At 52.5% G+C, this 26,033-nt stretch carries 30 protein-coding genes; all 30 read left to right on the forward strand.

Annotation, left to right across the window (positions count from 1 at the left end; all coding sequences use genetic code 11):
* Positions 1-62 precede the first annotated feature (62 nt).
* Positions 63-1,400: an AAA family ATPase gene (locus tag B1748_RS29020; protein WP_087571456.1), complete on the forward strand. Its 1,338-nt coding sequence runs from the start codon at positions 63-65 to the stop codon at positions 1,398-1,400.
* Between the two features lie 2 nt (positions 1,401-1,402).
* Positions 1,403-2,488 (forward strand): ATP-binding protein, encoded by a 1,086-nt coding sequence (locus B1748_RS29025; protein ID WP_087571457.1) that lies wholly within the window; start codon positions 1,403-1,405, stop codon positions 2,486-2,488.
* A gap of 19 nt (positions 2,489-2,507) precedes the next feature.
* Positions 2,508-3,137, forward strand: coding sequence for a hypothetical protein (locus tag B1748_RS29030; protein WP_087571458.1), 630 nt, complete (start codon positions 2,508-2,510; stop codon positions 3,135-3,137).
* Positions 3,138-4,718 (forward strand): DEAD/DEAH box helicase, encoded by a 1,581-nt coding sequence (locus tag B1748_RS29035; RefSeq protein ID WP_087571459.1) that lies wholly within the window; start codon positions 3,138-3,140, stop codon positions 4,716-4,718.
* A gap of 7 nt (positions 4,719-4,725) precedes the next feature.
* Positions 4,726-5,355 carry a hypothetical protein gene (locus B1748_RS29040; RefSeq protein WP_087571460.1) on the forward strand — a complete coding sequence of 210 codons (630 nt, stop codon included), beginning with the start codon at positions 4,726-4,728 and terminating at the stop codon, positions 5,353-5,355.
* A 384-nt stretch (positions 5,356-5,739) separates the two neighbouring features.
* Entirely contained in the window at positions 5,740-6,093 is a 354-nt protein-coding gene (locus B1748_RS29050) for a hypothetical protein (protein ID WP_087571462.1), read from the forward strand.
* 13 nt (positions 6,094-6,106) lie between these two features.
* Positions 6,107-8,383, forward strand: coding sequence for an AAA family ATPase (locus B1748_RS29055; RefSeq protein ID WP_087571463.1), 2,277 nt, complete (start codon positions 6,107-6,109; stop codon positions 8,381-8,383).
* A 253-nt stretch (positions 8,384-8,636) separates the two neighbouring features.
* A complete protein-coding gene (locus B1748_RS29060) occupies positions 8,637-9,038 on the forward strand; it encodes a RusA family crossover junction endodeoxyribonuclease (protein ID WP_087571464.1) in 402 nt (133 codons plus the stop codon).
* A gap of 3 nt (positions 9,039-9,041) precedes the next feature.
* Entirely contained in the window at positions 9,042-9,269 is a 228-nt protein-coding gene (locus tag B1748_RS29065; RefSeq protein ID WP_087571465.1) for a hypothetical protein, read from the forward strand.
* A 397-nt stretch (positions 9,270-9,666) separates the two neighbouring features.
* Entirely contained in the window at positions 9,667-10,107 is a 441-nt protein-coding gene (locus B1748_RS29070) for a sigma factor-like helix-turn-helix DNA-binding protein (RefSeq protein ID WP_256976016.1), read from the forward strand.
* Between the two features lie 135 nt (positions 10,108-10,242).
* Positions 10,243-10,662 carry a hypothetical protein gene (locus B1748_RS29075; RefSeq protein ID WP_087571467.1) on the forward strand — a complete coding sequence of 140 codons (420 nt, stop codon included), beginning with the start codon at positions 10,243-10,245 and terminating at the stop codon, positions 10,660-10,662.
* A gap of 84 nt (positions 10,663-10,746) precedes the next feature.
* Positions 10,747-10,998 carry a hypothetical protein gene (locus B1748_RS29080; protein ID WP_087571468.1) on the forward strand — a complete coding sequence of 84 codons (252 nt, stop codon included), beginning with the start codon at positions 10,747-10,749 and terminating at the stop codon, positions 10,996-10,998.
* Between the two features lie 59 nt (positions 10,999-11,057).
* Positions 11,058-11,771, forward strand: a complete 714-nt coding sequence (gene terS, locus B1748_RS29085; protein WP_087571469.1) for a phage terminase small subunit — start codon at positions 11,058-11,060, stop codon at positions 11,769-11,771.
* Complete coding sequence (locus B1748_RS29090) at positions 11,761-13,080, forward strand: phage terminase large subunit (RefSeq protein WP_256976012.1); 1,320 nt, start codon at positions 11,761-11,763, stop codon at positions 13,078-13,080. Before terS ends, B1748_RS29090 begins: the two co-directional genes overlap by 11 nt.
* A 30-nt stretch (positions 13,081-13,110) precedes the next feature.
* Positions 13,111-14,577 (forward strand): capsid protein, encoded by a 1,467-nt coding sequence (locus B1748_RS29095; protein ID WP_087571503.1) that lies wholly within the window; start codon positions 13,111-13,113, stop codon positions 14,575-14,577.
* The gene (locus B1748_RS29100) at positions 14,577-15,812 is read left to right on the forward strand and encodes a phage minor capsid protein (protein ID WP_087571470.1); all 1,236 of its coding nucleotides are present in this window, start codon (positions 14,577-14,579) and stop codon (positions 15,810-15,812) included. Before B1748_RS29095 ends, B1748_RS29100 begins: the two co-directional genes overlap by 1 nt.
* Before the next feature lie 111 nt (positions 15,813-15,923).
* Complete coding sequence (locus B1748_RS29105; RefSeq protein WP_087571471.1) at positions 15,924-16,520, forward strand: phage scaffolding protein; 597 nt, start codon at positions 15,924-15,926, stop codon at positions 16,518-16,520.
* A gap of 17 nt (positions 16,521-16,537) precedes the next feature.
* Positions 16,538-17,491, forward strand: coding sequence for a major capsid protein (locus tag B1748_RS29110; protein WP_087571472.1), 954 nt, complete (start codon positions 16,538-16,540; stop codon positions 17,489-17,491).
* A gap of 14 nt (positions 17,492-17,505) precedes the next feature.
* Entirely contained in the window at positions 17,506-17,919 is a 414-nt protein-coding gene (locus B1748_RS29115) for a hypothetical protein (protein WP_087571473.1), read from the forward strand.
* Between the two features lies 1 nt (position 17,920).
* On the forward strand, positions 17,921-18,229 hold the full coding sequence (locus B1748_RS29120) for a hypothetical protein (RefSeq protein WP_087571474.1): 309 nt from the start codon (positions 17,921-17,923) through the stop codon (positions 18,227-18,229).
* Positions 18,230-18,235: 6 nt separating this feature from the next.
* Positions 18,236-18,604 (forward strand): head-tail connector protein, encoded by a 369-nt coding sequence (locus tag B1748_RS29125; RefSeq protein ID WP_087571475.1) that lies wholly within the window; start codon positions 18,236-18,238, stop codon positions 18,602-18,604.
* On the forward strand, positions 18,604-18,924 hold the full coding sequence (locus B1748_RS29130) for a hypothetical protein (protein ID WP_087571476.1): 321 nt from the start codon (positions 18,604-18,606) through the stop codon (positions 18,922-18,924). The genes B1748_RS29125 and B1748_RS29130 overlap by 1 nt, the downstream gene beginning before the upstream one ends.
* A 14-nt stretch (positions 18,925-18,938) precedes the next feature.
* A complete protein-coding gene (locus B1748_RS29135) occupies positions 18,939-19,295 on the forward strand; it encodes a minor capsid protein (RefSeq protein WP_256976013.1) in 357 nt (118 codons plus the stop codon).
* Complete coding sequence (locus B1748_RS29140) at positions 19,292-19,681, forward strand: minor capsid protein (RefSeq protein ID WP_087571478.1); 390 nt, start codon at positions 19,292-19,294, stop codon at positions 19,679-19,681. The genes B1748_RS29135 and B1748_RS29140 overlap by 4 nt, the downstream gene beginning before the upstream one ends.
* Before the next feature lie 9 nt (positions 19,682-19,690).
* Entirely contained in the window at positions 19,691-20,149 is a 459-nt protein-coding gene (locus B1748_RS29145) for a phage tail tube protein (RefSeq protein WP_087571479.1), read from the forward strand.
* A gap of 54 nt (positions 20,150-20,203) precedes the next feature.
* Positions 20,204-20,533 carry a hypothetical protein gene (locus tag B1748_RS29150; RefSeq protein WP_087571480.1) on the forward strand — a complete coding sequence of 110 codons (330 nt, stop codon included), beginning with the start codon at positions 20,204-20,206 and terminating at the stop codon, positions 20,531-20,533.
* Positions 20,534-20,579: 46 nt separating this feature from the next.
* The gene (locus B1748_RS29155) at positions 20,580-20,882 is read left to right on the forward strand and encodes a bacteriophage Gp15 family protein (protein WP_256976017.1); all 303 of its coding nucleotides are present in this window, start codon (positions 20,580-20,582) and stop codon (positions 20,880-20,882) included.
* A complete protein-coding gene (locus tag B1748_RS29160) occupies positions 20,872-23,760 on the forward strand; it encodes a phage tail protein (protein WP_087571482.1) in 2,889 nt (962 codons plus the stop codon). Before B1748_RS29155 ends, B1748_RS29160 begins: the two co-directional genes overlap by 11 nt.
* Positions 23,761-23,769: 9 nt before the next feature.
* On the forward strand, positions 23,770-24,126 hold the full coding sequence (locus tag B1748_RS29165; protein ID WP_087571483.1) for a DUF6711 family protein: 357 nt from the start codon (positions 23,770-23,772) through the stop codon (positions 24,124-24,126).
* A gap of 6 nt (positions 24,127-24,132) precedes the next feature.
* Positions 24,133-25,986: a hypothetical protein gene (locus B1748_RS29170; protein WP_087571484.1), complete on the forward strand. Its 1,854-nt coding sequence runs from the start codon at positions 24,133-24,135 to the stop codon at positions 25,984-25,986.
* Positions 25,987-26,033: the final 47 nt, after the last annotated feature.

Raw genomic sequence — 26,033 nt, forward strand, 5'->3', positions numbered from 1 at the left:
TCAACTGAACAAATCGAATCCGTCATAAAACGATTTTCCAATAAGAAGAGGAGCTGGGGCAAGTGAGCGTAAAAATCGCAAAACTAGAAATTGAAAACGTAAAGCGCGTTAAGGCGGTGAAAGTCGAGCCGACCACGTCTGGCCTGACGATCATCGGCGGCAACAACGAACAGGGCAAGTCCAGTATCCTGGACTCCATCGCATGGGGGTTGGGCGGCAACAGATACCGGCCGTCGCAACCAGCACGAGACGGATCGGCGGTTCCGCCATATCTGCATATCGTGCTTTCCAACGGCTTGATCGTCGAGCGGAAGGGCAAGAACAGCGACCTAAAGGTCATCGATCCGAACGGCGAGAAGGCGGGCCAACAGCTCCTAGACAGCTTCGTGGAGGAATTGGCCATCGATCTTCCCAAGTTCATGCAATCGACCAACAAGGAAAAGGCGGCCATCCTGCTGCGGATCATCGGCGTCGGAGATCGGTTGCAGCAACTCGAAAAGGCGGAGCAAGAGGTATATAACCGTCGGCATGCCATCGGTCAGATCGCTGATCAAAAGGCCAAGTTTGCCAAGGAACAGTTGTTTTTCCCCGATGCACCGAAGGAGCCAATATCAGCATCGGAACTGATTCAGCAGCAGCAAGCAATTCTAGCCCGAAATGGCGAGAACCAGCGCAAGCGGCAGCAGCAGGCGCAAATCCAAGCGGCCTACGATAACCAGAGTCGGGAGATTGAGCGAATCAAAGCGATGCTCCTCGAAGCAGAGTCCAAGTTCGCGCAGCTTGGCGGTGATCTTTACACGGCAAATATGGACGCCATCGATCTCCAGGACGAATCCACCGCCGAACTTGAAGCCAATATCCAGCAAATCGACGAGATCAATCGCAAGGTCCGCGCCAATCTCGACAAGGACAAAGCCGAGACGGACGCCAGCGACTACCGGCAACAGTATGAGGTACTGACTGGCGAGATCAACGCGGTACGCCAGCAGAAGTCAGAGCTCTTGGAGAATGCCGACCTACCGCTTGAAGGATTGTCCGTCGAGGAGGGCGAGTTGGTTTACATGGGCAAGTGCTGGGACAACATGAGCGGTTCGCAGCAACTTAAGGTCTCCACGGCCATCGTGCGAAAGCTCAAACCACAATGCGGCTTCATCCTGCTGGACAAGCTCGAACAGATGGATATGGCGACGCTGCGGGACTTCGGCGCTTGGCTCGAGCAGGAGGGGCTGCAAGCGATCGCGACCCGCGTCAGCACCGGCGAAGAGTGCAGCATCATCATCGAAGACGGCTACGTCGCAGGCCAGGAAGGCGTTATGATTCAGCAACCGCCTGGGGAGATCGATCCGGGAGAAGGATGGGGAACCGCCCCGTCACCAAGTTGGAAGGCAGGTGAATTTTAATCATGCAGGTCATCAGCGGAAGGGTTGAGAAGGCAAAAAAAGTCGTACTGTACGGACCCGAGGGGATTGGCAAATCTTCTCTGGCTGCACGGTTCCCTCGCCCGATCTTTATTGACACAGAGGGATCCACGACGGAGATGGATGTCGACAGGACACCGAAGCCGAGCAGTTATGAAATGCTTAAGCAACAAGTGCAATGGGTCAAGCAACAAGGACCAGCTCGATTTGGAACGCTTATCACCGACACCGTCGATTGGGCTGAAATGTTGATTACCGACAGCGTTTGCTCCTCACATGGTAAGGCAGGCGTAGAGGACTTTGGATACGGCAAAGGCTACATCTATGTCGCGGAAGAGATGGGGCGGTTTTTGAACCTGCTGAGCGACGTTGTCGAATCCGGAATCAATGTTGTACTGACCGCTCATGCACAGATCGTTAAATTTGAGCAGCCCGACGAAATGGGGGCTTATGATCGCTATCAGCTCAAGCTCGGAGCGAAGACAGGCAGCCGGACGGCGCCGTTGGTCAAAGAGTGGGCTGACATGGTTCTCTTCATCAATTACAAGACGTTCAGCGTTGCTACAGACAAGGAAGGCAAGAAAAATAAGGCCCAGGGCGGCACGCGGACTGTTTACGCCACGCATCATCCGGCGTGGGACGCGAAGAACCGCCACGGCTTACCGGATGAGTTCCCACTGGACTATTCTTATATCGCTCATATCTTCAATCGCGGAGTCGGTCCTGGTCCCGCGGCAGCAGCGCCGCCAGTTCCGCCACCGTCAGTACCACAAGCGCCGCCTACTCCACCGCCGCCGCCCGCACAAGTGAGCCCACCGCCACCGCCGCCGGCTCCACCGGCACAGGGGGAACTCAATCTGAATATCCCGGCATCGCTCAGGGATCTGATGGTGCAGCATGTGGTTAAAGAAATCGAGATTCAAACTGTCGTAAGCCAGAAGGGATACTACCCGATGGATACGCCGATCGTCAATTACGATCCACAATTTATTGATGGTGTGCTTGTAGCGGCATGGGATAAGGTATACGCCATGGTTCAGTCAGCAAGAGAGAATCTACCATTCTATTAAAACTCAGGAGGACTCATACATGACTCAAAATATCGAACGCGAATTTGGATGGGACGACACAATTGAGAAGGACGGCGGGGGTGGCTTCACGCTTCTCCCTGCGGGGGACTATTTCTTCACCGTTGCGAAGTTTGAGCGCAGCCGTTTTGCAGGCAGCGAGAAGATGCCGGCATGCAATCAGGCGAAACTGGAACTGACCATTCACTCGCCTGAGCATGGAGATGTGACCGTATTTCACAATCTGTTCCTCCATACCAAGACAGAAGGGCTCCTGTCCAATTTCTTCAGCGCGATCGGACAAAAGCGTAAAGGTGAACCACTACGAATGAATTGGCAAACTGTAACCGGCTCGAAAGGAAAGGCAAAGCTCGGGGTCCGGAACTATAGGAGCCAAGGTGAGGACAGGTCTGCAAATGAAGTGAAAACTTTCTACTCCTACGAGGAAGCATTTCCCGGCGGACAAGTGCCGTCACAAAGCTACCAACAGCCTCCAGCACAGCCATATCAACAGCAACAACCTCCAGCACAGACGTACCAGCCGCAACAGGGCTATCAGCAACCGCCGCAACAAGGTTACCAGCAGCAACAACATCAACCGCCGTTCCCGCCGGCGCAGGGCCAAGGCGGCTGGCAGCAGGGGAAATTTTAGATGGAGCTGCGCAACTATCAGCAGGAAGCAAGGCAGTCCATACAGGCAGAATGGAACAAGGGAGTCAAGCGTACTTTGCTTGTTCTCCCGACCGGCTGTGGCAAGACGATCGTATTTTCCAAGGTGACGGAGGACCGGGTAAAGTTGGGAGAGCGCGTGCTCGTCCTGGCTCACCGAGGCGAGCTGCTGGATCAGGCTGCGGACAAGCTGAAAAAGTCCACCGGCCTACAGGCGGCGACCGAAAAGGCGGAGCAAACATCGATCGGCAGTTGGTTCAGGGTCGTCGTGGGTAGTGTGCAGACGCTTATGCGGGACAAGCGGCTGCGTCAGTTTGCGGCAGATCATTTTGACACGATCATCATCGACGAGGCGCATCATTGCATCTCCGACAGTTACCAGCGCGTACTGCAGCATTTCGAGGGAGCCAACGTCCTGGGCGTAACGGCCACGCCGGATCGCGGGGACATGCGGAACCTCGGCAGCTATTTCGAGAGCCTTGCTTATGAATACACGCTGCCCAAGGCGATTAAAGAAGGGTTCCTCAGCCCCATCAAGGCGCTAACCATTCCGTTACAGATCAATCTTTCGGCCGTCAAACAGCAAGCCGGCGACTTTGCAGCAAACGATCTTGGAACCGCGTTGGATCCTTATCTCGATTCGATAGCGGAGGAAATGCGAAAAGTGGCCAAGGACCGGAAGATCGTTGTATTCCTTCCGTTGGTCAAGACTAGCCAGAAATTTACGAATATTCTGAACTCTATTGGCTTCAAAGCCGCCGAAGTCAACGGTGAATCGCAAGACAGGGCGGAGATACTGGCGGACTTTGATTCCGGCAAGTATAACGTTCTTTGCAACAGCATGTTGCTGACGGAGGGATGGGATTGTCCCAGCGTTGATTGTGTCGTCGTGCTCCGGCCGACGAAGGTACGCAGCTTGTATAGCCAGATGGTCGGGCGCGGTACCCGTCTATTCCCCGGTAAAACTGAATTGCTTCTATTAGACTTCCTGTGGCATACAGAGCGCCATGAGCTTTGCCATCCTGCGCATCTGATCGCGGAAAACGAAGAGATTGCTCAGGCCATGACCAAGCAGATCGAAGAAGCCGGCATACCGATGGATCTGGAATCCGTGGAGAAGACGGCTGCCGAAGACGTTATTGCGCAGCGTGAGGAAGCACTAGCGAAGCAACTCGCCGAGATGAAGCGGCGGAAGCGCGCACTTGTAGATCCGTTGCAATTCGAGATGTCCATCCAGGCGGAGGACCTTTCCAGCTACGTCCCATCATTCGGCTGGGAGATGGCGCCGCCGAGTGATGGGCAGCTTAAAACGCTTGAGAAGCTGGGTATCCTGCCAGATCAAGTTGACAATGCAGGCAAGGCTTCGAAGTTGCTGGAGCGCTTGGACAAACGCCGGAGCGAGGGGCTGACGACACCGAAACAGATCCGCTTTCTCGAGGGCCGCGGCTTTGAGCATGTCGGCACATGGCCGTTCGACACAGCCAAAAATATGATCGATCGGATCGCTGCCAACGGTTGGCAGGTACCGAACGGAGTCAATCCAAAAGAATATAAAGGAGTGTAGGTCATTCATGATCAAACTTTCAATCGTTCATGGAGATAAACGATTCGAGATGGAGGCTGCTGAGACAAACGATCAGCATGTCACGATTGCTCTGGAAGGTGCGTTCGGGATATTTGGAATCGAACAAGCTAGACCACATCAGGAAATGAAATTTCCAGTTCCCGTGGTGGAGAAACCGGAATTGGTGGTCACTGATTTGAAGGCAAAGCAAGCTCGGGAAGTGGCTGCAGCAAAATCTGAAGTGGTGGAAAAGCCCTCACCGGTTCCCATGCCTCCGCAAGTACCCGCCTCGATTTTGCCGCCTTCGAGCCGGCCACGCGCTGTCGAGTTGTTGGGCAGCAGCCGCTCGCTACAGGTTCCGATCGGAGAGGTTGCTGAAAATCCAGAATGGTGGCAGACCGGTATCAAATACAAAGACGGCGTTCCACATTATCGGACGCGGTATTATTGCAAAAACCGCGACTGCCGGCATAAAGGTAATCAATACGTGTCAATCGACGCGAAATCGACAGAATGCCATCAGTGCGGTACCCACATGAAACTCAGGACAGCTACGGGGCTTGTGGGTTCCGACGGCATCCCCGAGATTGACACGTTCGGAAATTTCTTTATTGCTGATGGACCAATGAATAGTTGATCCATATTGCGAAGTGAAATATCACTTATCAGATTCACCTAAATTTCTTACAAGTGTCACATAGTCCAATTTCATCTACTGACATTGGTTTAAAGAATCGCCTAAGATTCGCAGCAGCTGCCGACATGTTTATTCCATCGTATGTAGCTAGCTCATGTGGTAAATCAGGCTTATATCCAATTGATTGACAGGCGATACATTGGTTTATCCATTTCATCAGACTAGGGTACATCTTTAAATATTCTTCACCTTTTGTCATTACGCTAGCTCCTTATTTTCTCCAATTGAGATCACTTTGAATATATCAAACTTCCTATCTGATGAACATTGGCAAATATATTGTTTCGCAGTACGACGATACCAGGATGACGGGAGGGTTCAGGCGTGAGCGTTGAGCAAATCGATCTATTCGACATACTGCCGCCTGCCGAGCTGCCATGGAAATCAAAGTCCTATGATCCCCATCGCTTGTATTGCAATGTTCTGGCGATGATTCCTAAGAGAGTATTGAGCCCGACGGAGCGATGGGGTATACAGTGCACAGAGGCAGAGCGCAAAGCCGCCTACGACGAATGGGGCGAATACGCGATGGCCATCTGGCACTATCAATGGTCCATCGACAGGAAGTGGGAGAAATGTATCCGGCAATTGTCCGATTATCGAGACCGCGGGGAACCGATTTGGATGGAGATTGTTAAGGGCGGATTCATGCCAGAAAAAATTATAGAAGTTTTTTAATCAGGAGGCCTCAATGGAACATAAACTCGACTTAATTGCTTTGCTGGCCTACGTTGACCCGGCCTACTTGAGCTATCAGGAATGGGTCAACGTAGGCATGGCGCTCAAATACGAGGGATACACAGCCAGCGATTGGGACACATGGAGCCGGGGCGATTCCGGCCGCTATCATCCGGGCGAATGCTTCAAGAAATGGACGTCGTTCGAGGGTACCGGAAATCCGGTTACAGGCGCCACGATCACCCAGATGGCTAAGGACAACGGATGGGTACCGCGGGGCGGCGGCGAACGGGAGGACCGGGAGCTCGGCTGGGACGATGAGATCGCCGGGGATTACGTGGTCGTCGACAAGCGCTGGATCGAGGGTAAGGAAATCCACGAGCCCGCCGACTGGAATCCGGTCCAGCAGATTACCACGTATCTGCAGACTTTGTTCGAGGCATCGGAGAACGTCGGGTATGTGACGGAGACGTGGCAAAACGAAGAGGGCAAATACTTGCCCACGAAGGGCGCCTACGACCGGACCGCCGGTGAATTACTCGAACTGCTGCATATGTGCGAGGGGGATATCGGACAGGTCTTTGGAGACTACAAACCAGAAGCCGGCGCGTGGATCCGCTTCAATCCGCTGGACGGGCGAGGCGTAAAGAACGAGAACGTCACCGAATACCGGTATGCGCTGGTTGAGTCGGACGATATGGACATCGCCAAACAGAACGCCATTATGCGCGAGCTGGAGCTGCCGATCGCCATCATGGTATATAGCGGCGGCAAGAGCCTGCATGCGATCGTCCGGGTCGATGCGGCCAACTATGACGAGTACCGCAAGCGCGTCGATTATCTCTACGAGATTTGCCGGAAGAACGGTATAAACGTTGATACCCAGAACCGCAACCCCTCGCGGCTGTCTCGGCTGCCGGGCGTCGAGCGAAATGGCAAGAAGCAGTTCATTGTAGACTCGAATATAGGCAAGAGCAGCTGGGAGGAATGGCAGAACTGGATCGAGGACATCAACGACGACTTACCGGATCCGGAACGGCTGACTGACTATTGGAACAACATGCCGAAGCTCGCACCCCCTTTAATAGAAGGAGTTCTGCGGCAGGGGCATAAGCTACTGATGGCTGGTCCGTCCAAAGCAGGCAAGTCGTTTGCCTTGATTGAGCTCTCCATTGCCATTGCTGAGGGCGTCAAGTGGTTAGCGTGGAAATGCACACAGGGCAAAGTGTTGTACGTCAATCTGGAGCTCGACCGGGCCAGCGCCCTGCATCGCTTCAAGGATGTGTATCAGGCGCTCGGGTTACCTCCAGCTAACCTCGACAACATCGAAATATGGAACCTACGGGGCAAGTCGGTACCGATGGACAAGCTGGCGCCTAAGCTGATTCGGCGGGCGTCCAAGAAGCAGTATATCGCCGTCATCATCGACCCGATCTACAAGGTCCTGACCGGCGATGAAAATTCCGCTGACCAGATGGCCCACTTTACGAACCAGTTCGACAAGATCGCGACGGAGCTCGGCGCCAGCGTCATCTATTGCCATCATCACAGCAAGGGCTCCCAGGGCGGCAAGAAGTCGATGGACCGTGCGTCAGGATCCGGCGTATTTGCCCGCGACCCGGACGCGCTGATCGACCTCGTCGAGTTGGAGCTGACGGACGATCTGCTTAAGCAAGAAGAGAACAAGGCGACATGTGCCGTGTACAAGCGTTATTTCGCCCAGTACAACCCGGCTTATTTGGAGGGATCGGTCTCCCAGGACGACGAGCTCAGCGCTAAACAGATGGAGGAGCACGCCAAACGCGCCTTGTACTCCGATACGCAGGCGGCGGCTGCCGAAGAGATCAAGCGCGTCATCAAGGCCGTACGGGACCGATCAGCTTGGCGCGTTGAGGGTACGCTGAGGGAGTATGCCAAGTTCGCACCGGTTAACATGTGGTTCCAGTATCCGGTGCATCGTGTTGATGAGGTCGGCAGCCTTAAGGATATTGAACCTGATGGCGAGTCCAAGCAGCCGCCATGGCAGCGCGCCAGCGGCAAGCGGAAGGACAAGGCCAAGGAGCAGCGGCGAAGCAAAGCTGAGGAGTTTGAGGATGCCGTGGCCAACTGTAATATGGGGGAATCACCGACCGTCAAGGATCTGCAGGAATGGTTTTCATCGACAGGCAAAGAAGTTGCGGAGCGTACTGTTCGCGATTGGGTAAAAAAATTCGGCTATGTGATTGACCGAAACAATGGTGGCATCGTCGTAAAAAGTGACGGCGGCGACCATGAAAATCCGCCGCAATGAAAATATGCCGAATGGCGGCGGCGATCATTATTTTATGGTGGATGCCGAACGGCGGATATACGTTTTTCTTGATTGCCGCCATTCGGCGGATTAACGGCGGGGATTAGGTACGTTATGGTGCGCGCCACAGTGCGGCGGCGACCACTATATATAAATATATAAGGATAGGGAGTGGCGTGTCGCAAGCGCCACTCCCCCTCCCCTACATTTATCTCCCGCGAAAACGTAAAGTTAAAATATGGAAGGTGATAGAATGCCAACCGAATTCTTCATGCCAATGAAGCCGCCGACGGCCACTCATCAGGAGAAGCAGGTTTCATGTGTAAGCGGTAAGCCGGTCTTCTACGAGCCGGACGACGTGAAGGCAGCGCGGGCGAAGCTGACGGCCCACCTTGGGCAGCATGTGCCAGCGAAGAAATACACAGGCGCTCTGCGGGTCGTCGTGAAATGGCTGTTCCCGATCAAGGAAGGCAGCAAGCATTACGATGGCGAGTGGAAGACGACAAAGCCGGACACGCACAATTTGAACAAGCTGCCATTCGACATCATGACGGATCTAGGCTTCTGGAAGGACGACGCAATCGTGGCGAGCGAAATTATCGAGAAGTTCTGGGCGACGCGGCCGGGCATCTACGTCAGAATCGAGGAGCTGTAGACGATGGACTACAAAGCGTTTTTCGAGGATGTGCTTGCTTGGATAGGACAAGTCAACCAGATGGCTATGCAGCACGGCATGGCAAAGCCTGAGTTCTGGCAATGGGTCGCCGACTCTTGCGGGGAACTGAGCAAGAAATACCAAGATAACCGACTCGTCATCAAGCAGATGGTCATGCTTGTGGAATGGCTGGAGGAAGCGTACGAAAAGCAGAAGGGAGCGCGGCCATGAGGAGAGATCCCTATTTCAACGACGTACCCTGGGAAATTATATATGACGACAACGGTAAGGTAATCGGGGAAGTGTTTCTTCTTCCGCTGCCGCCGAAAAGTAGGTGTAAGCGGAAATGAACTGGAAGCAGGCAACACTGCAGGAACTCGTTATCATTCGATACCATGACGATACGGCAAAGCTCGAGGAAAAGATTGCCGCAGAAGCCGAGATCATTCGGCGGCAGCGTAAGGAACGCTCTTGCCGTCCAATCCGGTTGACACAGAGGATGGTGATACGGCGATGATCGCAAAGCGAAACGACTTGCTATGCCAGGTCATTGGACATCAGATAGATTTGCAGACAGGCTGCTGCGAATGGTGCGACCACCAAGAGAGGAGAATTAGACTTGAGCACAATGGCGAAACTGATCAAAGAGTATACATCAGGCAGCAACCAGATGGACAAGCTGCGCCGTAGCCTGGACAGCGGCAACGAGGCCGACAAGGAAGACGCCAAGATCGTCTCGGGCATGGTATCTGATATGCGGTATGCGCTGGAGTGGATGCGACACGGCAGGCGCCCAGGCAACCGACGCGGGGCTGATCGCACGGACATCTATCGACAGCGCGAGCTGTTAGAAGAGTTGCGACCGATTCAGATCGACGAAGCCGAGCGTGACAAGCTGGTGCGTGTGCTGTTGACTCTAACAGAGCGTGAGCGTACATGCTTCCTGCTTCATATGGCTCAAGGCTTGACTTATTCAGAGATTGCGAGTAATCTGAAATTGTCGATACGATCTATTAGATCATACGTCGACCGGGCGAAAGACAAGGTAAAGCGTGAGGTTTCCGCTTAACTTGCCGCACGCATGCCGCACTTATGCCGCATTGATTAACGTCATAGCTATGTCTACAAGTCGTCCAGAAATGGGCGGCTTTTTTGCAGGATTTCTACCTGACTTGTCGAAATATGAGGCAAGGAGGGGGAGCCGATGCGAACACCGCGCGACCGAGTTTTTGTAACAGAGGTTTTATCAACTGATCCCGAAATCATCGAGAAAGTAATTGAATTCCATGATGCATCTGCGGGAGAGTTTTTCTTTTTGAAAGACAATCCCGAGAAAGTGCACTTGCTTGTCGAGGAATTCTACGATGAGGAAAAGAAGGATTGGATGGTAAAGAACGAGCACGGAGAAGTAATTGATTATTACAAAGATGCATTACCTTTGTTCTCGGCCACTTCTATGCTGGACATCATTCGGCAACATTGTCAGTTCGAGCTTCGATCAAGCGGAGGAAGCTGGTTTGCAATCTTGGGCGGTGGAGAAGTAGTGGCAAACGAAGACGAAGAGGATCTCGTTGCGCTTTTGTGGCGAATTCTCAAAAAGGTACACCTTGAATACCCGATGTGACAAAGTCGCCTAATGGTGAATTTGAGCATTGAAGGGATATGCTTCCTTTTGTCGAAATATGATCTTAAGGAGGTCGATTACTGAATGATTGAGTCCAGAAAAGAAGAGTTCATCCAGTTATACGAGAAGTACCGCAATGAAAGAGGGACCATCGCGACGAGCGACGAGGTATTCATGGAGATGCTTAATCTTTTTATTATTTCGACAAAAGTTAGCGATAAAAAGCGAACTGCGAGATTGATCCTAAAGACCAAGCCTTCGATGAGTGGAAACCCTTTGTGGAGTTTCATAGACGAGGATGAATTAAATCGAGTCATTAAACCCAAAGCACCCTAGCCGGTGCTTTTTCTATTTTCCGAAACAAACATAAAGCCCGGAGGTGGTGAGCTTGAACGATGCATAGAAAAGCCGAAGCAGATTACCTGCGTGGGATGAAATACAAAGAGATCGCCGACAAGTACGGCGTCTCGCTTAACACCGTCAAGTCGTGGAAGCAGCGGCACAGCTGGCAGCGGAAGAAGGGCGCACCCATTGATAAAAGTGTGCACACAAAAAAGCCCGGTGCACCCAAGGGAAATAAGAACGCAGTAGGCAACAGCGGAGGTGCAGCCCCACGGGGTAACAGCAACGCCGTCACCCACGGCCTGTTCCAGAAGTACTTGCCTGCGGAGTCGCTGGAGATTATGCAGCAGCTCCAGGAGAGCTCGCCACTTGATATCGTTTGGGAAAACATCATGATTCAGTACACGGCCATCATACGGGCGCAGCAAATCATGTTCGTGAAGGATCGCAACGATGTGACGACAACCAAGATCGAGGAGAAGGGCGGCAACGTCTGGGGTGAGAAGTGGGAAGTACAGCAAGCTTGGGACAAGCAGGCCACGTTCCTACAAGCTCAGAGCCGGGCCATGTCGACATTGCAAAGCCTTATCCGGCAATACGATGACCTTCTTAAGACGGAGCTTGCTACAGAGGAGCAGAAAGCGCGTATCGAGGTGCTGCGGTCCAAGGTGCCGAACAAAGACGGCGCTGACCCGAATGCTCAGATTACCGCTCTAGCCAATCTGATCAACAACCCAGCACCGGAGAGGGTGTTGGATGATGATTGAGTATGCACCCCTCACGGCCAAGCAGGCGGAATACATCCGTCGTAGCAAGGATTCATGGCTGAACGTCGCGGAAGGCGGCAAACGCGCGGGTAAGAACATCATCAACCTGATTGCCTACGCCATGTGCTTGGAGATCCACCCGGACAAATTGCACCTCGTATTCGGTGTCAGCCTAGGCGCGGCCAAGATGAACGTGATCGACTCCAATGGATTCGGGCTACAATGGCTATTTGCTGGCAGGTGCCGTGAGGGTGAGTACAAGAATCGAGATGCGCTTTACATTCAGACGAAGACTGGCGAGAAGATCGTCATCATAGCGGGCGGCGGCAAGAAAAACGACGCAGCTAGAATCAAGGGTAACTCCTATGGTACGGTATACGGCACTGAGGTTAACGAGTGTCACCAGTCATTTGTTCAAGAGGTATTTGACCGTACATTAGCATCAAGCTATAGGCAATTGTTTTTCGACCTCAACCCTAAGCCGCCGGCGCATTGGTTTTATAGAGATGTGTTGGACCATCAGGATAAGCTTAAGGAAATGGGTGAAAACCCGGCATACAATTACGGTCATTTTACGGTTATGGGCAATCTGAGTATCCCGGATGACCGCTTGAAAGCCGTGTTGGCGACGTATGACAAGGACAGCCTTTGGTATAAGGCGGACATCGAGGGCAAGAGGACGGCAGCTACAGGGCGCATTTACACGGGCTACAGCAAGACCGTTGTCGTGACGCGGGAGGACATCAAGGATTACCGCTTTATCGAGTTTAGCATTGGCATCGACATAGGCGGCACTGACGCTACGGTGGCTACGCTCACGGGCATGACGCCGCGCTATAAGGATGTTGTACTGCTGGACGGTTACTACCACAAACAAGGTAAAGAGTCGGGCTATACGCACGATCGGTACGCACAGGAGGTCGTGAATAAGATTGTGGAGTGGTCGGAGACATATCCGGCCTTTTTGTCGTGTGCGCACATATTCGCGGAGTCAGCCGACAAGCTATTCCGTCAGGCACTTGCCAATGAGTTGCGCCGCCGCGGGATTCATATCCAAGTCGTGCCTGCTTATAAAAAAGAAGGCATTGTCGACCGTATACGGCTTACGAACATTCTGATCAATCAGGGCCGCTATAAGGTCATGGCTCACCTTAAACCGTGGCTGGAAGCCTTGGAGAATGCGACATGGAACGAAGAGGAGCGCGTTAAGGGCGAATGGGTGCGGACCGACGACGGCAGCTATCCTGTCGATTGCCTGGACAGCTCAGAATACGCCGTGCAGCCGTTTAAGCGGAGATTGGAGGTATAGAATTTGGGTTTATGGGATGGAGTGAAGAACATGGTTATGAAGCTGTTGAACATACAACCAGCGCTTGAGGCAAAGCAAATCGTTATTCGTGAGCCGCTGGGGCATCAAACAAATGTGCTACGTAACCGGCTCTGGTATCGCGGCGATCCGTCCGAGCTGGAGCAATTCGCAATACAGACGGCGAGTGACAATGTCAGCAAAGGGCGGTTCTGGGCGGCTAGTGCGTCGGAAGGATTGAGGATCCGGAAAATCCATAGCGGTCTACCATCTATTGTTGCGGACCGGCTATCCGATATCGTCATTGGTGACTTCGACGGGCTGGAGCTGACATCCGGTAAAACGGATTGGGAAGCGATCGCCGAGGACAATGGATTTGATGAGCTGCTGGCTGAGTCAATTGTTGATACATTGGTATCCGGTGACGGGGCGTTTAAGATCAGTATCGATCCGGTGAGTGAGTTTCCAATCATCGAGTTTTATAGCGGCGAACAAGTCGATTACAAGCGACAGCGGGGCAGACTGCAGGAAGTTCTGTTCTACACCGACTACCGTCTCAAAGATGATGAATACCGGTTGGAGGAGACGTTCGGGCGCGGTTATGTGCGAACCAGACTGTTAAACAAGTATGGCAAAGAGGTTCCATTATCGACGGTGCCGGAGACGGCCAAACTTGCACCGGAAGTCACATATACAGGCGATTGGATAATGGCCGTACCAATGCGATTCTTCAAGTCACCAAAATGGCCGGGGCGTGGTAAATCAATCTTTGATAGCAAAAACGATGAGTTCGATGCACTGGATGAGATCATTAGCCAGTGGGTGGATGCGATCCGGTCCGGACGGGTGCAAAAGTATCTTCCGGATGACCTCATACCTAAAAATCCGAGTACTGGCGAGTTTATGCGGCCTAACCCATTCGATAACCAGTTTATTCGAATAGGTTCCAAACTCGCTGAGGATGCTGACGACAAGATTGAGGTCGTGCAACCGGCCATCCTGTATCAGGCGTTTGTCGAGTCTTATGCAAGTGCGCTGGATATGTGCTTGCAGGGAATTGTATCTCCGGCAACGTTGGGTATCGACCTGAAGAAGCGCGACAACGCGGAGGCGCAGCGGGAGAAGGAGAAAACGACACTCTATACCCGAGGCAAGCTAATTGAGGCGTTGAATGGCGTGTTGCCACAACTGGTGGACACGACGCTCAAAGTGTACGATACGATGCGCGGGCAGGCTGCTGGCAACTATACAGCGTCGCCGGAGTTTGGCGAGTATGCAAGCCCGAGCTTTGACGAGGTGATCGAATCCGTTGGCAAGGCCAAGACTTTCGGTATTATGTCGTTAGAAACGGCAATCGATCAACTCTATGGCGACTCATGGACAGATACCCAAAAGGCCGAAGAGGTTAAACGCCTAAAAGAGGAACAAAGCGTCGGCATGGAGGAACCAGAAGTCAGGGACTCGGACGATCCGCCTGACGATTTGGACGGTGATGAGTAATGGCTGAGGAGCCGAAGCGCAGCCCATACGATTTAAGATCAATCTTTGAGACGATGACGCTTGGTCTGATCGGCAATCTAAAGCGTAACCTGAGTCGACACCGCGAGGAAGAGACAAAAGAGGGCTTTAGGTGGGAGATGTGGCAGAAGGCAAAGCTCCGGGCGCTGGCTGGGTATCGCAATATCAATCGAAAGTTGATTAAGCACGCCCTCAAAGAAGCAGAGCAGCTGACGGGCGAGGTTATCCAGCAAAGTTTCGATGACGGCGCTAAACGGGCTGAAGATCAGGCCATGCGTGCTGTTAAACGCGCTGACGATACGGGAATTGTTATACCGGATGACATCAGGCGCAAACTCCCGATTCCGTCGACGCCGACTTCTACGCCAAAGTCTAAATCGCCTCCACAGCCCCAATACGATGAATTGCCGCACGCAGGGGATGAAGAAGATTTCTTCGACCTCAACAACAAGAAGTTGAATGCGCTGGAACGATCAGCAAAGAAGGATATCCGTACGGCGAGCGGTGGGGTCATGCGGAAGATGGATGACGTTTACCGTCAGACCATTTTCAAGGCCGAGGTGCATATGGCTGCAGGCACTAAGACGCTTCCGCAAGCTGTTGATATGGCGACAAAGGACTTCCTAGCTAAAGGAATCGACAGTATTGCCTATTCTGACGGACGGCGCGTGAATATCGCATCATACGCCGAGATGGTGCTGCGGACAGCCAGCCAGCGCGCCACGTTCTTGGGCGAGGGCAGTAAACGTGATGAGTGGGGAGTTTACACGGTCGTCATGAGTGCACATGCTAACTGTTCACCGTGGTGCCAGCCATTTCAAGGCACGGTAATGATTGATGACGTCTATACGTCCATCAGTAAGGCAGAAGCGTCTCAATTGGCTGTGGAGACCGGCTATAAGCTGCTTTCTTACGCAATGAGCGAGGGGGCATTTCATCCAAACTGTCGGCATACGTTGGCGACGTTCTTCCCTGGCATAAGCCGTTTACCGGACATTCCGCAAGAAGCTACATCCGATCGCAATTACGAGGCTGAGCAGCGGCAGCGTTACATGGAGCGCCATATCCGAATGTATAAGCGCCTGACGGTCGGAAGTATTGACGAAGGCAACGAGGCGAAGTACAGCGCAAAGGTGGATCAATGGCAAGAAAGATTGCGAGAACACTTAGATGCTAACCGACAGTTACGCAGGGACAGAAGAAGAGAAGCAGGATAGATAGGCTCCGGACGAGACTGCCGGGGCCTTTTGCTCGTTGGCTGGAGCATAGCGGCCAGCTCCCTTAGCTGGAGAGCAGCTATAAAAATCTATGGAGAAGGATGATGATGTATGGATTGGTTGAAAGCATTGTTAAAAGCTCAAGGTCTGACTGACGCGCAGATCGACGCATTAATCGGCGATGTAAATAAGGAATTGCCGAAGCACTTTATACCGAAGGACAAGTACAACGAGGCTGTTGAGGCTAAAAAGACGGCCGAGAAGGATGTTGCGGACCGCGACAAGCAGATTGAGGACCTTGGTAAGACGGCCGGCCTGTCCGAGGATCTTAAAAAGCAAATCGAGACGCTGCAGGCTGAGAACAAGACGGCCAAGGACAAGTATGAGGCCGATCTGAAGGAACTGACGCTGAACAACGCCATCAAGTCGGCGCTTACCGGCAAGGCACACGACGAAGGCATTGCGGCAGGGTTGGTAGATAAGGCGAAACTCGTATTGGATGGCGACAAGGTTGTTGGTCTGGATGAGCAAATCAAAACTCTGAAAGAATCCAAGCCGTTTCTGTTCAAACCTGATACACCGCCCCCGGGCACGCCGCCTAAGCCTCCAGGCTTCCAAGTTGGGGGAACGCCGCCCGCGACTCCACCGGCCACAGGAACAACGCTTAAAGATGCGATATCGGCACATTTTCAAGCATCACAAAACTAATGATGAGGTGATAAGCCATGGCAGTAACATTGTCTGAAGCTAAGAAAAATACACAGGACGCCATTACGGCGGGTGTCATTGATGAATTCCAGAAAAACAACTTCCTGCTCGCGAATATGACGTTCGACGATGCAGTATCGCCAACGGGTGGCGGCGCGACCCTGACATACGGTTACACGCGGCTGACAACGCAGCCTACGGCACAATTCCGTGCCGTGAACAGTGAGTACACGCCACAGGAAGTGAAGAAGCAGCGCCACACCGTTGACCTGAAAGTATTCGGCGGCTCGTTTGAGCTCGACCGGATTATCGCGGGCATGGGCGGAATTGCTGACGAAGTTCAGTTGCAAATGTCTCAGAAAATTAAGGCGGCGCAGGCGCTGTTTAACGACACAGTAATCAATGGAGATAGCGCGGTGGAAGCTGAGTACTTCGACGGCCTAGATAAAGCGCTGACGGGTTCCAGCACGGAGTTTATTCCCACCGATGCTATTGACTTGTCGGATGCTGAGGCGATCAAGGCTAACTATGTTGAGTTTTTGCACATGCTTAACAAATTTATGAAAAGGCTGGATGGAAAACCTAGTGTGATCGCAAGCAACAGCGATATGATTGCTGCAATTCAACTTTGTGCCCAAATGGCTGGGCGATATCAAATCATCAAAAATGAATTTGGGGAGCAAGTCGAGGCTTACAACGGCATCCCTTTGATTGACCTGGGAGAGAAAGCTGGGACTAACGATCCTGTTGTTGGTACAAACGTAAATGGCGAGGCACCTCTTTATGTTGCTCGCCTTGGTTTGGACGGATTCCACGGCGTTAGCATGGCTGGTCAACCGCCTGTGCGAACATGGTTGCCTGACTTTACAACTAGCGGAGCAGTGAAGACGGGTGAGGTTGAAATGGTCGCTGCCGTAGCCCTCAAAGCAACCAAAGCGGCCGGTGTTATGCGCAAAATCAAAGTCCAGTAAGGAGGGCGTAAACGATGAACTATAAAGACGATCTAGCGAATGGCTACGTCAATGGCTATTATGTCGGACTGCGCCAAGGCACGAACACGCAGGACGAACTAGAACCGGACGCCGACGGATACGAAGTACAGCGGGATACGATCCGAATGGGTACCGTAACGCCGGATGCTGCAGAGCCGAATTATCCCGTGCCGCAAGATTACACCGTGACATACGTCAAAGGTGAGGCGGCAGCGACAGGGACAGCACCGACGGAGACGAGTAAAGCCGAGGGCGCGACGTTTACCGTCAAAGCCAATACGTTTACTCTTGCGGACCATGTGTTTGCCGGATGGCTGGGGAGCGACGGCAATACGTATCAATCTGGCGACACGGTGACTATGGGCGGAGCTGCTTTAACACTTACGGCGCAGTGGGAGGATGCTTAATATGGCTAAAGTAATTGCACCTAATCAACATTACAGCGGCATGTCTGCTAGCGTCATGTTTACCCAAGGCGTTGGTCATACGGACAACGAGCACTTGCTTCAGTGGTTCGAGGATAAGGGTTACACAGTGGAGCGTGTAGACCCGCAGGCAGAAGCGGAGAAGGCAGCAGCACAGGCAAAGAAAGAAGCGGAAAAGCGATTGAAGGCATTACGTAAAAAAGCGGATGAGCTTGGGATTGAGGGCGCGGCCGACATGGATGCCGAAACGCTTGAGGCGGCTATCGCAGCAAATGCACCAGTTGAGGAGTGATGCCTTATGGCCTACGCCACAACTACAGATTACGACTTGTACGGTAGCGGCAATATACCGGACGAGAAGCAGGAGCAGGCGCTTGAGCAAGCCTCTGACGAAATCGATATCCTGACATACAGCAGAATCATCGGGCAGGGATTTGACAACCTGACTCCGTTTCAACAGGTCCGCGTCAAAAAGGCAGTATGTCAGCATGCGGACTTCCGCTACCAGTATGGCGGCTTTCTGGACGTTCCGTTCACGGGTTATGGCGCGGGCAGTATAAGCATGAGTTTCAGTGATAAGACGAGCGGCGGCGGGGGCATAAAAACCTCTGACGCCGTTTTGAATTTGCTGAAGGCAACCGGCCTGATGGATCGGAGGTTATGCTGATGCGCTTCCCATTTCCACGTTGGAATCAGGTTACGCCGGTAAAGGTGTATCAAACGGAGCTCGGTCGTACGGGCCAAATGGAGACGCTGCTGCATGATGGCAAATGTTTCTATGATGAGCGGAGTCGACAGGTGATGACCGCCGAGCGTCAATTGGTGTTACTGTCCGGACTGATTGTCATTGAGGGCGATATCGCGCCAGAAAAGCAGACGTTTGAGGGGTATGTAATGATCTGCGGCGAACGTAAAGTCATCTATCGAATCAAACGGCCGCGCAATCCTGACGGGACGGTTTTCTCTACAGAGTTGGAACTGTCATGAGGATAACGGGGAAGATGGTCATCAACCGAGCGGCTATCGCGCGTTTAAATCAGATCCAGCAACAGGCGTTGGAGATGACGACAGAAGCTGTCCGGACAGACATAATCACATCAGCCGTCGTGCCCAAACAAACAGGCGAACTAGAGCGCAGCAGCTACGTCAAAATGCAGCCAGGTAAGGGACGAATCATCTTCGATACGCCATACGCCAGGCGGCTGTACTGGCATCCTGAATACAAGTTCCGTACAGACAAAAACCCAGGTGCGCAAGGCAAATGGATGGAGTCCTATCATTCAGGCGACAAACGTGTTTGGGTCAACAAGACATTCGGCGCATTCGTGAAGATGTTGGGCAGGGGGCTGATTAAATGACGCTGGATGAGGTTGTATCGTGGCTGGAAACGCGGATAAGTTGCCCGAATTGGTATGTCGGCAAGATCGATGCCAAGAAGGAGCAATGTATCGGTCTTTACAACACGACGGGAGCCCCGCAGCGGCTGGCGGTCGGTGGGCTGCCCAATACCGGCTATGTCGTCAAAGCGGTGTCAATCCTGATCCATTGGAGCCGCAACAGTGATACAGCCGAGCGCAAGGCGCAGGAGGTCTATGCTGCGCTATTTGGCGTGTCTAACGTACAGATAGGCGGCAAACGTGTTGTTATGTTCCGGCTTCCACAGCCGCAACCGATCAGCGTCGGGGCTGATGGGGAAGGGATTTTCGAATATGTAATCGAGGTACACATTTATCATGAGAGGTAGGCGGTAATCATGCCAACAGTAACAAGTGGCGTTTTTCCGGTCTTTAATATCGCATTTAAGATCGGTACAGCGGGCCGCTCTAGCGCAGTTGCCGACATGGTGGTCATCAAGGAGATGGAAACATTCCAGATCGCAATCGACGGTAACGTCGAGGAGTGGACGCCAATGGAAACGGAAGGCTGGGTTCGTCGGCTTATGACAGGGAAGGGCTTTTCCATCACATTAAACGGAAAACGACATGTCGGCGATCCGGGTAACGATTATGTTGCAGACACCGCATGGAAGTCCGGTTTGGACTGCTCCAGTAAATGCGAGATTGAATTTCCCGACGGTAGCACGTTGGCGTTTGATTGCATTGTCAACGTCAGCGCCCCCAATGGTGGCGATAGCACGGCGGTGTCCGCGCTGGAGTGCGAATTGATGAGCGACGGCAAGCCGACATATACACCAGCACCAGTAACACCATAACAACGGACGGTCCTTAGGGGCCGTCTATTTCCATTTTCGAGAGGATGATTAATCATGGCAAAGACAATTGATATTAGCGGTAAACTGACGAACGAACGGCCGGTGTTGAAGCTTGGCGAGGGCAAGGAATATCCGATCGATAACCGGAAGAATACGGTTCTGGCTTTACAGGAGATCATGCAAGAACCGGCTGGCAGTGACCTGGAGAAAGCCGAAAAGGTGCTGGCTTTGGTACTCGGGCAAGATGCAGCAGACGAAGTTAACAAGTCGGACCTCAGTTTTGAGGATTATCAAACTGTTTTTGTTGCTGCCTTGGCTGGAGCGACGGGAGAGGATTACGAGGTAGTCGAAAAACGATTTCGCGCAACCAAGCAAACCATCTGAACAATGGTATGACCTCTATGAGGATTGGGGACTGATTGAGTCTTCGATTTCCGCTCAATACGGCATACGGCTTCGAGCCGAACCGGATATGACTTGGGATGAGTTCACAACGCTACTATCTGGCATTCTGCCGGAAACACCGCTTGGCTACATTGTTGGGATCCGAAGCGAGAACGATCGCGAGAAGTTGAAGAACTTCACGCCGGAGCAAAAGAGGATCCGGAATGCTTGGCGTACACGGAACGTCACGCAACCACAATGGACTGAAGTGGATAAGGCCAAAGCTGTAGCTGAATTCCAGAAAATCATTCAAAGCGCGTTTGGGGGTGGTAGGGTAAATGGCGGATGAAGTTGGTAAGGTCAGTCTAGGTCTTGAGATTGACTCGGGAGATGTCGAAAGGCAGCTCGGGAGCCTGGGCGGTAGAATTGGCACAGAGCTCAGCAAGCCACTACAGAACGCCTTTTCCGCCGCCTTCAAAAGCGTGGATATGTCTCCGATCGCGGACAGCTTTGGGGAAGCGCTGAAAGCTAGTATAACCGCAGGTGCTTCGGCGGCGATAAGCACAATTCAAACGCAACTCAATAGCCTGAAAATGCCTAATCTATTCCCAGCCAGTACAATGTCAAGACACGTAAACCCAGCGACGCCACTTGCGCCCACGGCAAATGTCGGTTCTACGGCTCCAATCGTCAATACAACAAATGCCTTGCGGGATCTAGGTCAAGAGGCTGAACGGACTGCGCCGAAAGTAAAAAAGTCATTTAATATCATAGGTGGATCACTTCGGGCCCTCGGCGGATTAGCTGCCGGGGCCTTTGCTATTGGCGGAATGATTACCTTTGGTCGCACTGCGATTGGGCTTGCATCCGATCTACAAGAGGTTCAGAACGTTGTTGACGTGACATTCGGGGCGATGGCCGCCGATGTTAATGCCTTTGCGGATAGCGCGCTGGAGACATTCGGTCTATCAGAACTATCGGCCAAGCGCTACGCTTCGACTATGGGCGCAATGCTTAAGTCTTCCGGGTTGACCGGGGCTTCCGTACGGGACTTATCAATCGATATGACCAAGCTGGCAGCGGACTTCGCATCGTTCTATAACCTGAATACCGACTTTGCTTTCGATAAGATACGAAGCGGTATAGCCGGTGAGACTGAGCCACTAATGCAGCTCGGTATCAACATGAACGTTGCTAACATGGAAGCCTATGCGCTAAGCCAAGGCATTACGAAGAGTTGGCAGGCAATGAGTCAGGCAGAGCAAGTGCTGTTACGCTACAATTACCTGTTATCGGTCTCCAAGGATGCCCAAGGTGACTTTGCTCGAAATGGACAGAGCTGGGCGAATCAAACGCGGGTGCTAACGGAACAATGGCGCATCTTCCAGAGCGTTATGGGACAAGGATTTATCAATATCCTGACACCTGTCGTGCGGTGGCTTAACGTCCTTATCCAAAAGATGCAGATAGCTGCTCAATACTTCCGCGCGCTGACAGAGGTCTTGTTTGGTGCGCAGGCAACGGCGGCGGCAGGGGCGACAGCAGCAACCAACGCCGCTAATGCAATGGGAGGCATTGGAGAACAAGCGGACAGCGCCACTAAGGGCGTCAAAAAGGCGGCAAAGGCTCTTAGTGGGCTATCGGGCCTTGATCAATTTAACTTGATCAAAACGACGAAAGATGATTCTGGTGATGCTGCTGCTGGATCGGCAGGTGCTGGCGGTGTTGATCTCGCGGGGATGGCAATGGGTGAGCTACCTACCCCGGACGTTAACACGGACGTTTTCCGCGAGAAAATGCAGACATTAGTAAGCGGAACGAAGCAGATGTTCAGCGGTCTATGGAGTGACATTAAACTCGGCTGGGGTATAGCTATGATGTCCTTAGGGCCGGCACTCACTGAGGCATGGGGCAGGATATCACCTGAACTGCAATTGTGGAAAACATCCTTCCAAACAGTTTTCAACGACATTATAAGCCTCGGGACGCCTCTGAGGGACTGGATAACCACTCAACTTATTCCGGTATGGAGTGGTGCTATTCTTCTTGCATCCGGCATCTGGGCAGGTTTATCGGAGACGGTTCGCACGGTGTTTAATGACATCTGGGCGGCAGCATTCCCGGTCGTTGAAAAACTGCTTACAGTGTGGCTCCCACGCTTTACTGAGGTTGTTGTTGCGACAGGCGAGATACTAGGTATGCTGCTATCTATCGTCAAGCAGATATTCGACGACATATGGAGCGGTGCTATACAGCCTGCTATGGAGCTTGTCTCAAAAATCATCATGGACGCGCTGGATATCATCGCCGCTTTCTGGGATACCTGGGGCAAGGGCATCATAGAACGCCTGAAAACAGCCTTGGATGGCATTAAGGGATTGTGGAGCAATCTATGGGACAATTTCCTTCAACCGTTTATAACGGAAATGCTCGAAATGCTGACATGGCTGTGGGATAAGCACCTGAAGGGGCTTGTCGAGGAGATCAGCAATTTCGTCGGGAAGCTGACGACGGCAGCGCTGGACATCTGGAACAAATTCATCATGCCGATTGTCAATTACTTGGTCAAGAATCTCGGCCCAACATTCTCAAACGTCTTTAGTTTCATCGGGGATGTCATCGGCACGGCGGTTGGGGTCATCGCTGACGTGTTGAAGGGCCTGCTAAAGTCACTAGGCGGCGTCATCGACTTCATAGCAGGGGTATTTACCGGAGACTGGAAACGAGCGTGGGAAGGTATTCAGAACTTCATGCAGGGCTTCTCGGACGCTCTTGTCGGCATCTTCAAGGGAGCCGTTAACCTTATTATTGATGCGCTGAATTTCATGATCCGGCAAATCAATAAAATCAAAATTGATGTCCCGTCGTGGGTCGGTAAGATTCCCGGCATCCCCGACGATATCAGTTCCGTTGGTTTTAACATCGGAGAGATTCCCAAGCTTGCAAACGGTGGTGTTGTATCAGCTCCCACGCTCGCAATGGTCGGGGATAACCGGAATGCCAGCATCGACCCCGAGGTTGTCAGTCCTTTATCCAAGCTGCAGGACATGCTTGCGGGCAGTAATGCGATATCAGACGCTTTGTTAATGTCCATTCTCGATGTATTGCGGGATATTTCTCGTAAGGATACAACGCTTGAGATCGACGGGACGGCACTTGCTCGCGTCAATACCCGTTCGTCCAATGCTGCATCCCGGAAATCAGGCAGGGTAGCATACACCATTTAGGAGGTTGCCATGATCAAAATAAACGGGCAAAATATCGCGGCCAGTCCGGCAACCTTCCAACCGATGTTGTTCGACCTTGACGCCGAAGAAGGGACAGGACGGACAGCCGACGGCTACGGATTTCGTACGCGCGTGGCGACAAAGCGTCAATTCGAATTGAGTTGGGGGTTGCTGCCTTGGCCGACAATTTCAGCACTGCTGAAGCAAATGCGGAACTCTTATTTTGAGATGACCTATCCCGATCCGGAGACGGGTAAATTCGAAACGAAGACTTTTAGCGTCGGCAACCGGCCCGCGCCGTTTGCTGTATCAAAAGGTAATGAAATCTATTGGGCTGGCTTGAAGGTCACAATGACAGAGAGGTGATGTGTTTTGTGGCCGATATCGCAATTATTTGAGAGCTTTATTAAGCGGCGTGACAGTGAAATTCTGGCGAAGGCTGATGTGGCTGGCGAAGAATACACGATGCGCGAGATTGTGGACTTTGCTATCGAGTCCAGCCTTGTTAGCGGCGAGGAGTTCGAGATTGGCACAGTCATCATCTCTCAACTCACTATAAAGATGCGATTGAAAGGTAATGTGCCGATCAATGCCCGCGTTATTCCTTATGTTGCTTTTGATTCGACGGCCATGACTTGGGAGCAAGCACAATTTCCATGGCAAGAGGCTGACGTCCCTTGGGCAGGAGGGCCGTCGGAGTGGATGCCGCTGGGCGAGTTTTATATCGACAGCCGCACAAGGGATAACGACATATGGCGCTTTGTTTGCTTGGATAAACTGTTATGGTCGACACAGTCCTATGAGTCGTCCTTAGCATATCCGGCAACCATGCAGGCGGTATGGGACGAGATATGCGCCCAATTGGGCTACGTTGACGACGACACGGTCCAGATTAATCCAGCGTACACGATCGCCGCCAAGCCCGTGGGCTACACGTACAGGGAGGTCATGGGCTGGATAGCGGGAGCAAACAGCGCCAGCGTCCGCGCTGGCAAGGATGGCCGAATCCAGTTTAAGCGCTACGCCGCGACCAACACGCCGGATATGGAGCTGACGGCGGCCGACTATATCCACGCCAAACAGACCAATCCGCTCAAGACGTACACGCGGTTCGTTTGCCAGTATGACGACGAGCAGGACTTATCCTACGAGGCGGGGGCCGGCGGCGAAGGCGAGACCTTGTATATGGTCAATCCGTTCATGACGCAGGCCATGCTAAACGGCCTGGCGGCGACGCTGGGCGGCTTTAGCTATCAGCCGATGGAGATCGACGCCCGCGGCTTCCCGCATATCGACGTTGGCGATGAAATCGGCTACGAGGTATATGAGGGTTCGACGTGGGACGCGACGGTCACGCCGTGGCAAGACACGGAGCTGCCTTGGGACGGTATGGTCCGGTACCGCTCGGTAATACTGCTGCTTAAGATGCGTTTTGCCGGGGGCTTCGGTATGGCGCTGGATGCGCCGAGCAAGTCGGATACGCAAAGTGAGTACGTCGTGGAGGGGCCGCTTACGCAGGCGGTCAAGAAACTCAACCAGACGGCGGCAAAGCTGGGACGGAACTATTACGGCGTCGAGATCAGCCGCGAGGAAGGGCTTGTCGTTGAGATTGAAGGCGGGGGCGGTAAGGCGGTCCTCAATGCGGACGAATTAACCTTCTACAAAGGCAGCCAGAAGGCGTTGTTCTTTGATATACCGAATGATCGCTATACCTTCAGTGGGCATCTGGAGGCGGCGTCAATTGCTGCAGCTATTATTTCCGGTAGCACCATAACCGGCGGCACAATTAACGGGACAACAATATCTGGCACCAATATTTACGGTTCCAATATCGCTACAGGCTTGGGTACATACCCAATGGCTGAGATGTCCAGTTCGACCAGGTCATTCCGAGCTTCGGCCAGCGCCACAAGATACATCGACATGGAATCTGTAGATTCATCTTTAGGTACAGGCTCCCCCATAATGACGTTCCGAGACGACATGACACGCACTTGGTTGTACCAATTCGCAGATAAGTTTCGCATGAGATCGGATGTAGGAGACGGAGCTGAAATTAACTTTGCCGGTGGGTTAGATTTGGTTTCGGGATCTGCCATACGTTTTAATTATGGTTTGAATCTAGGTACGTCGTTCAGTATTAGCTCTGCATCGGACGTATCAGGTCTGCGTAGTGATTTTAACGCCTTAATATTGACATTGAGATCAATGAGAATGTTGTCGTAAAATATCGCAACTCCTATAATGGAAATACGTATCCATATTAACAGCAA

This window comes from Paenibacillus sp. MY03, assembly GCF_002165585.1.
GTDB lineage: Bacteria > Bacillota > Bacilli > Paenibacillales > Paenibacillaceae > Pristimantibacillus > Pristimantibacillus agaridevorans.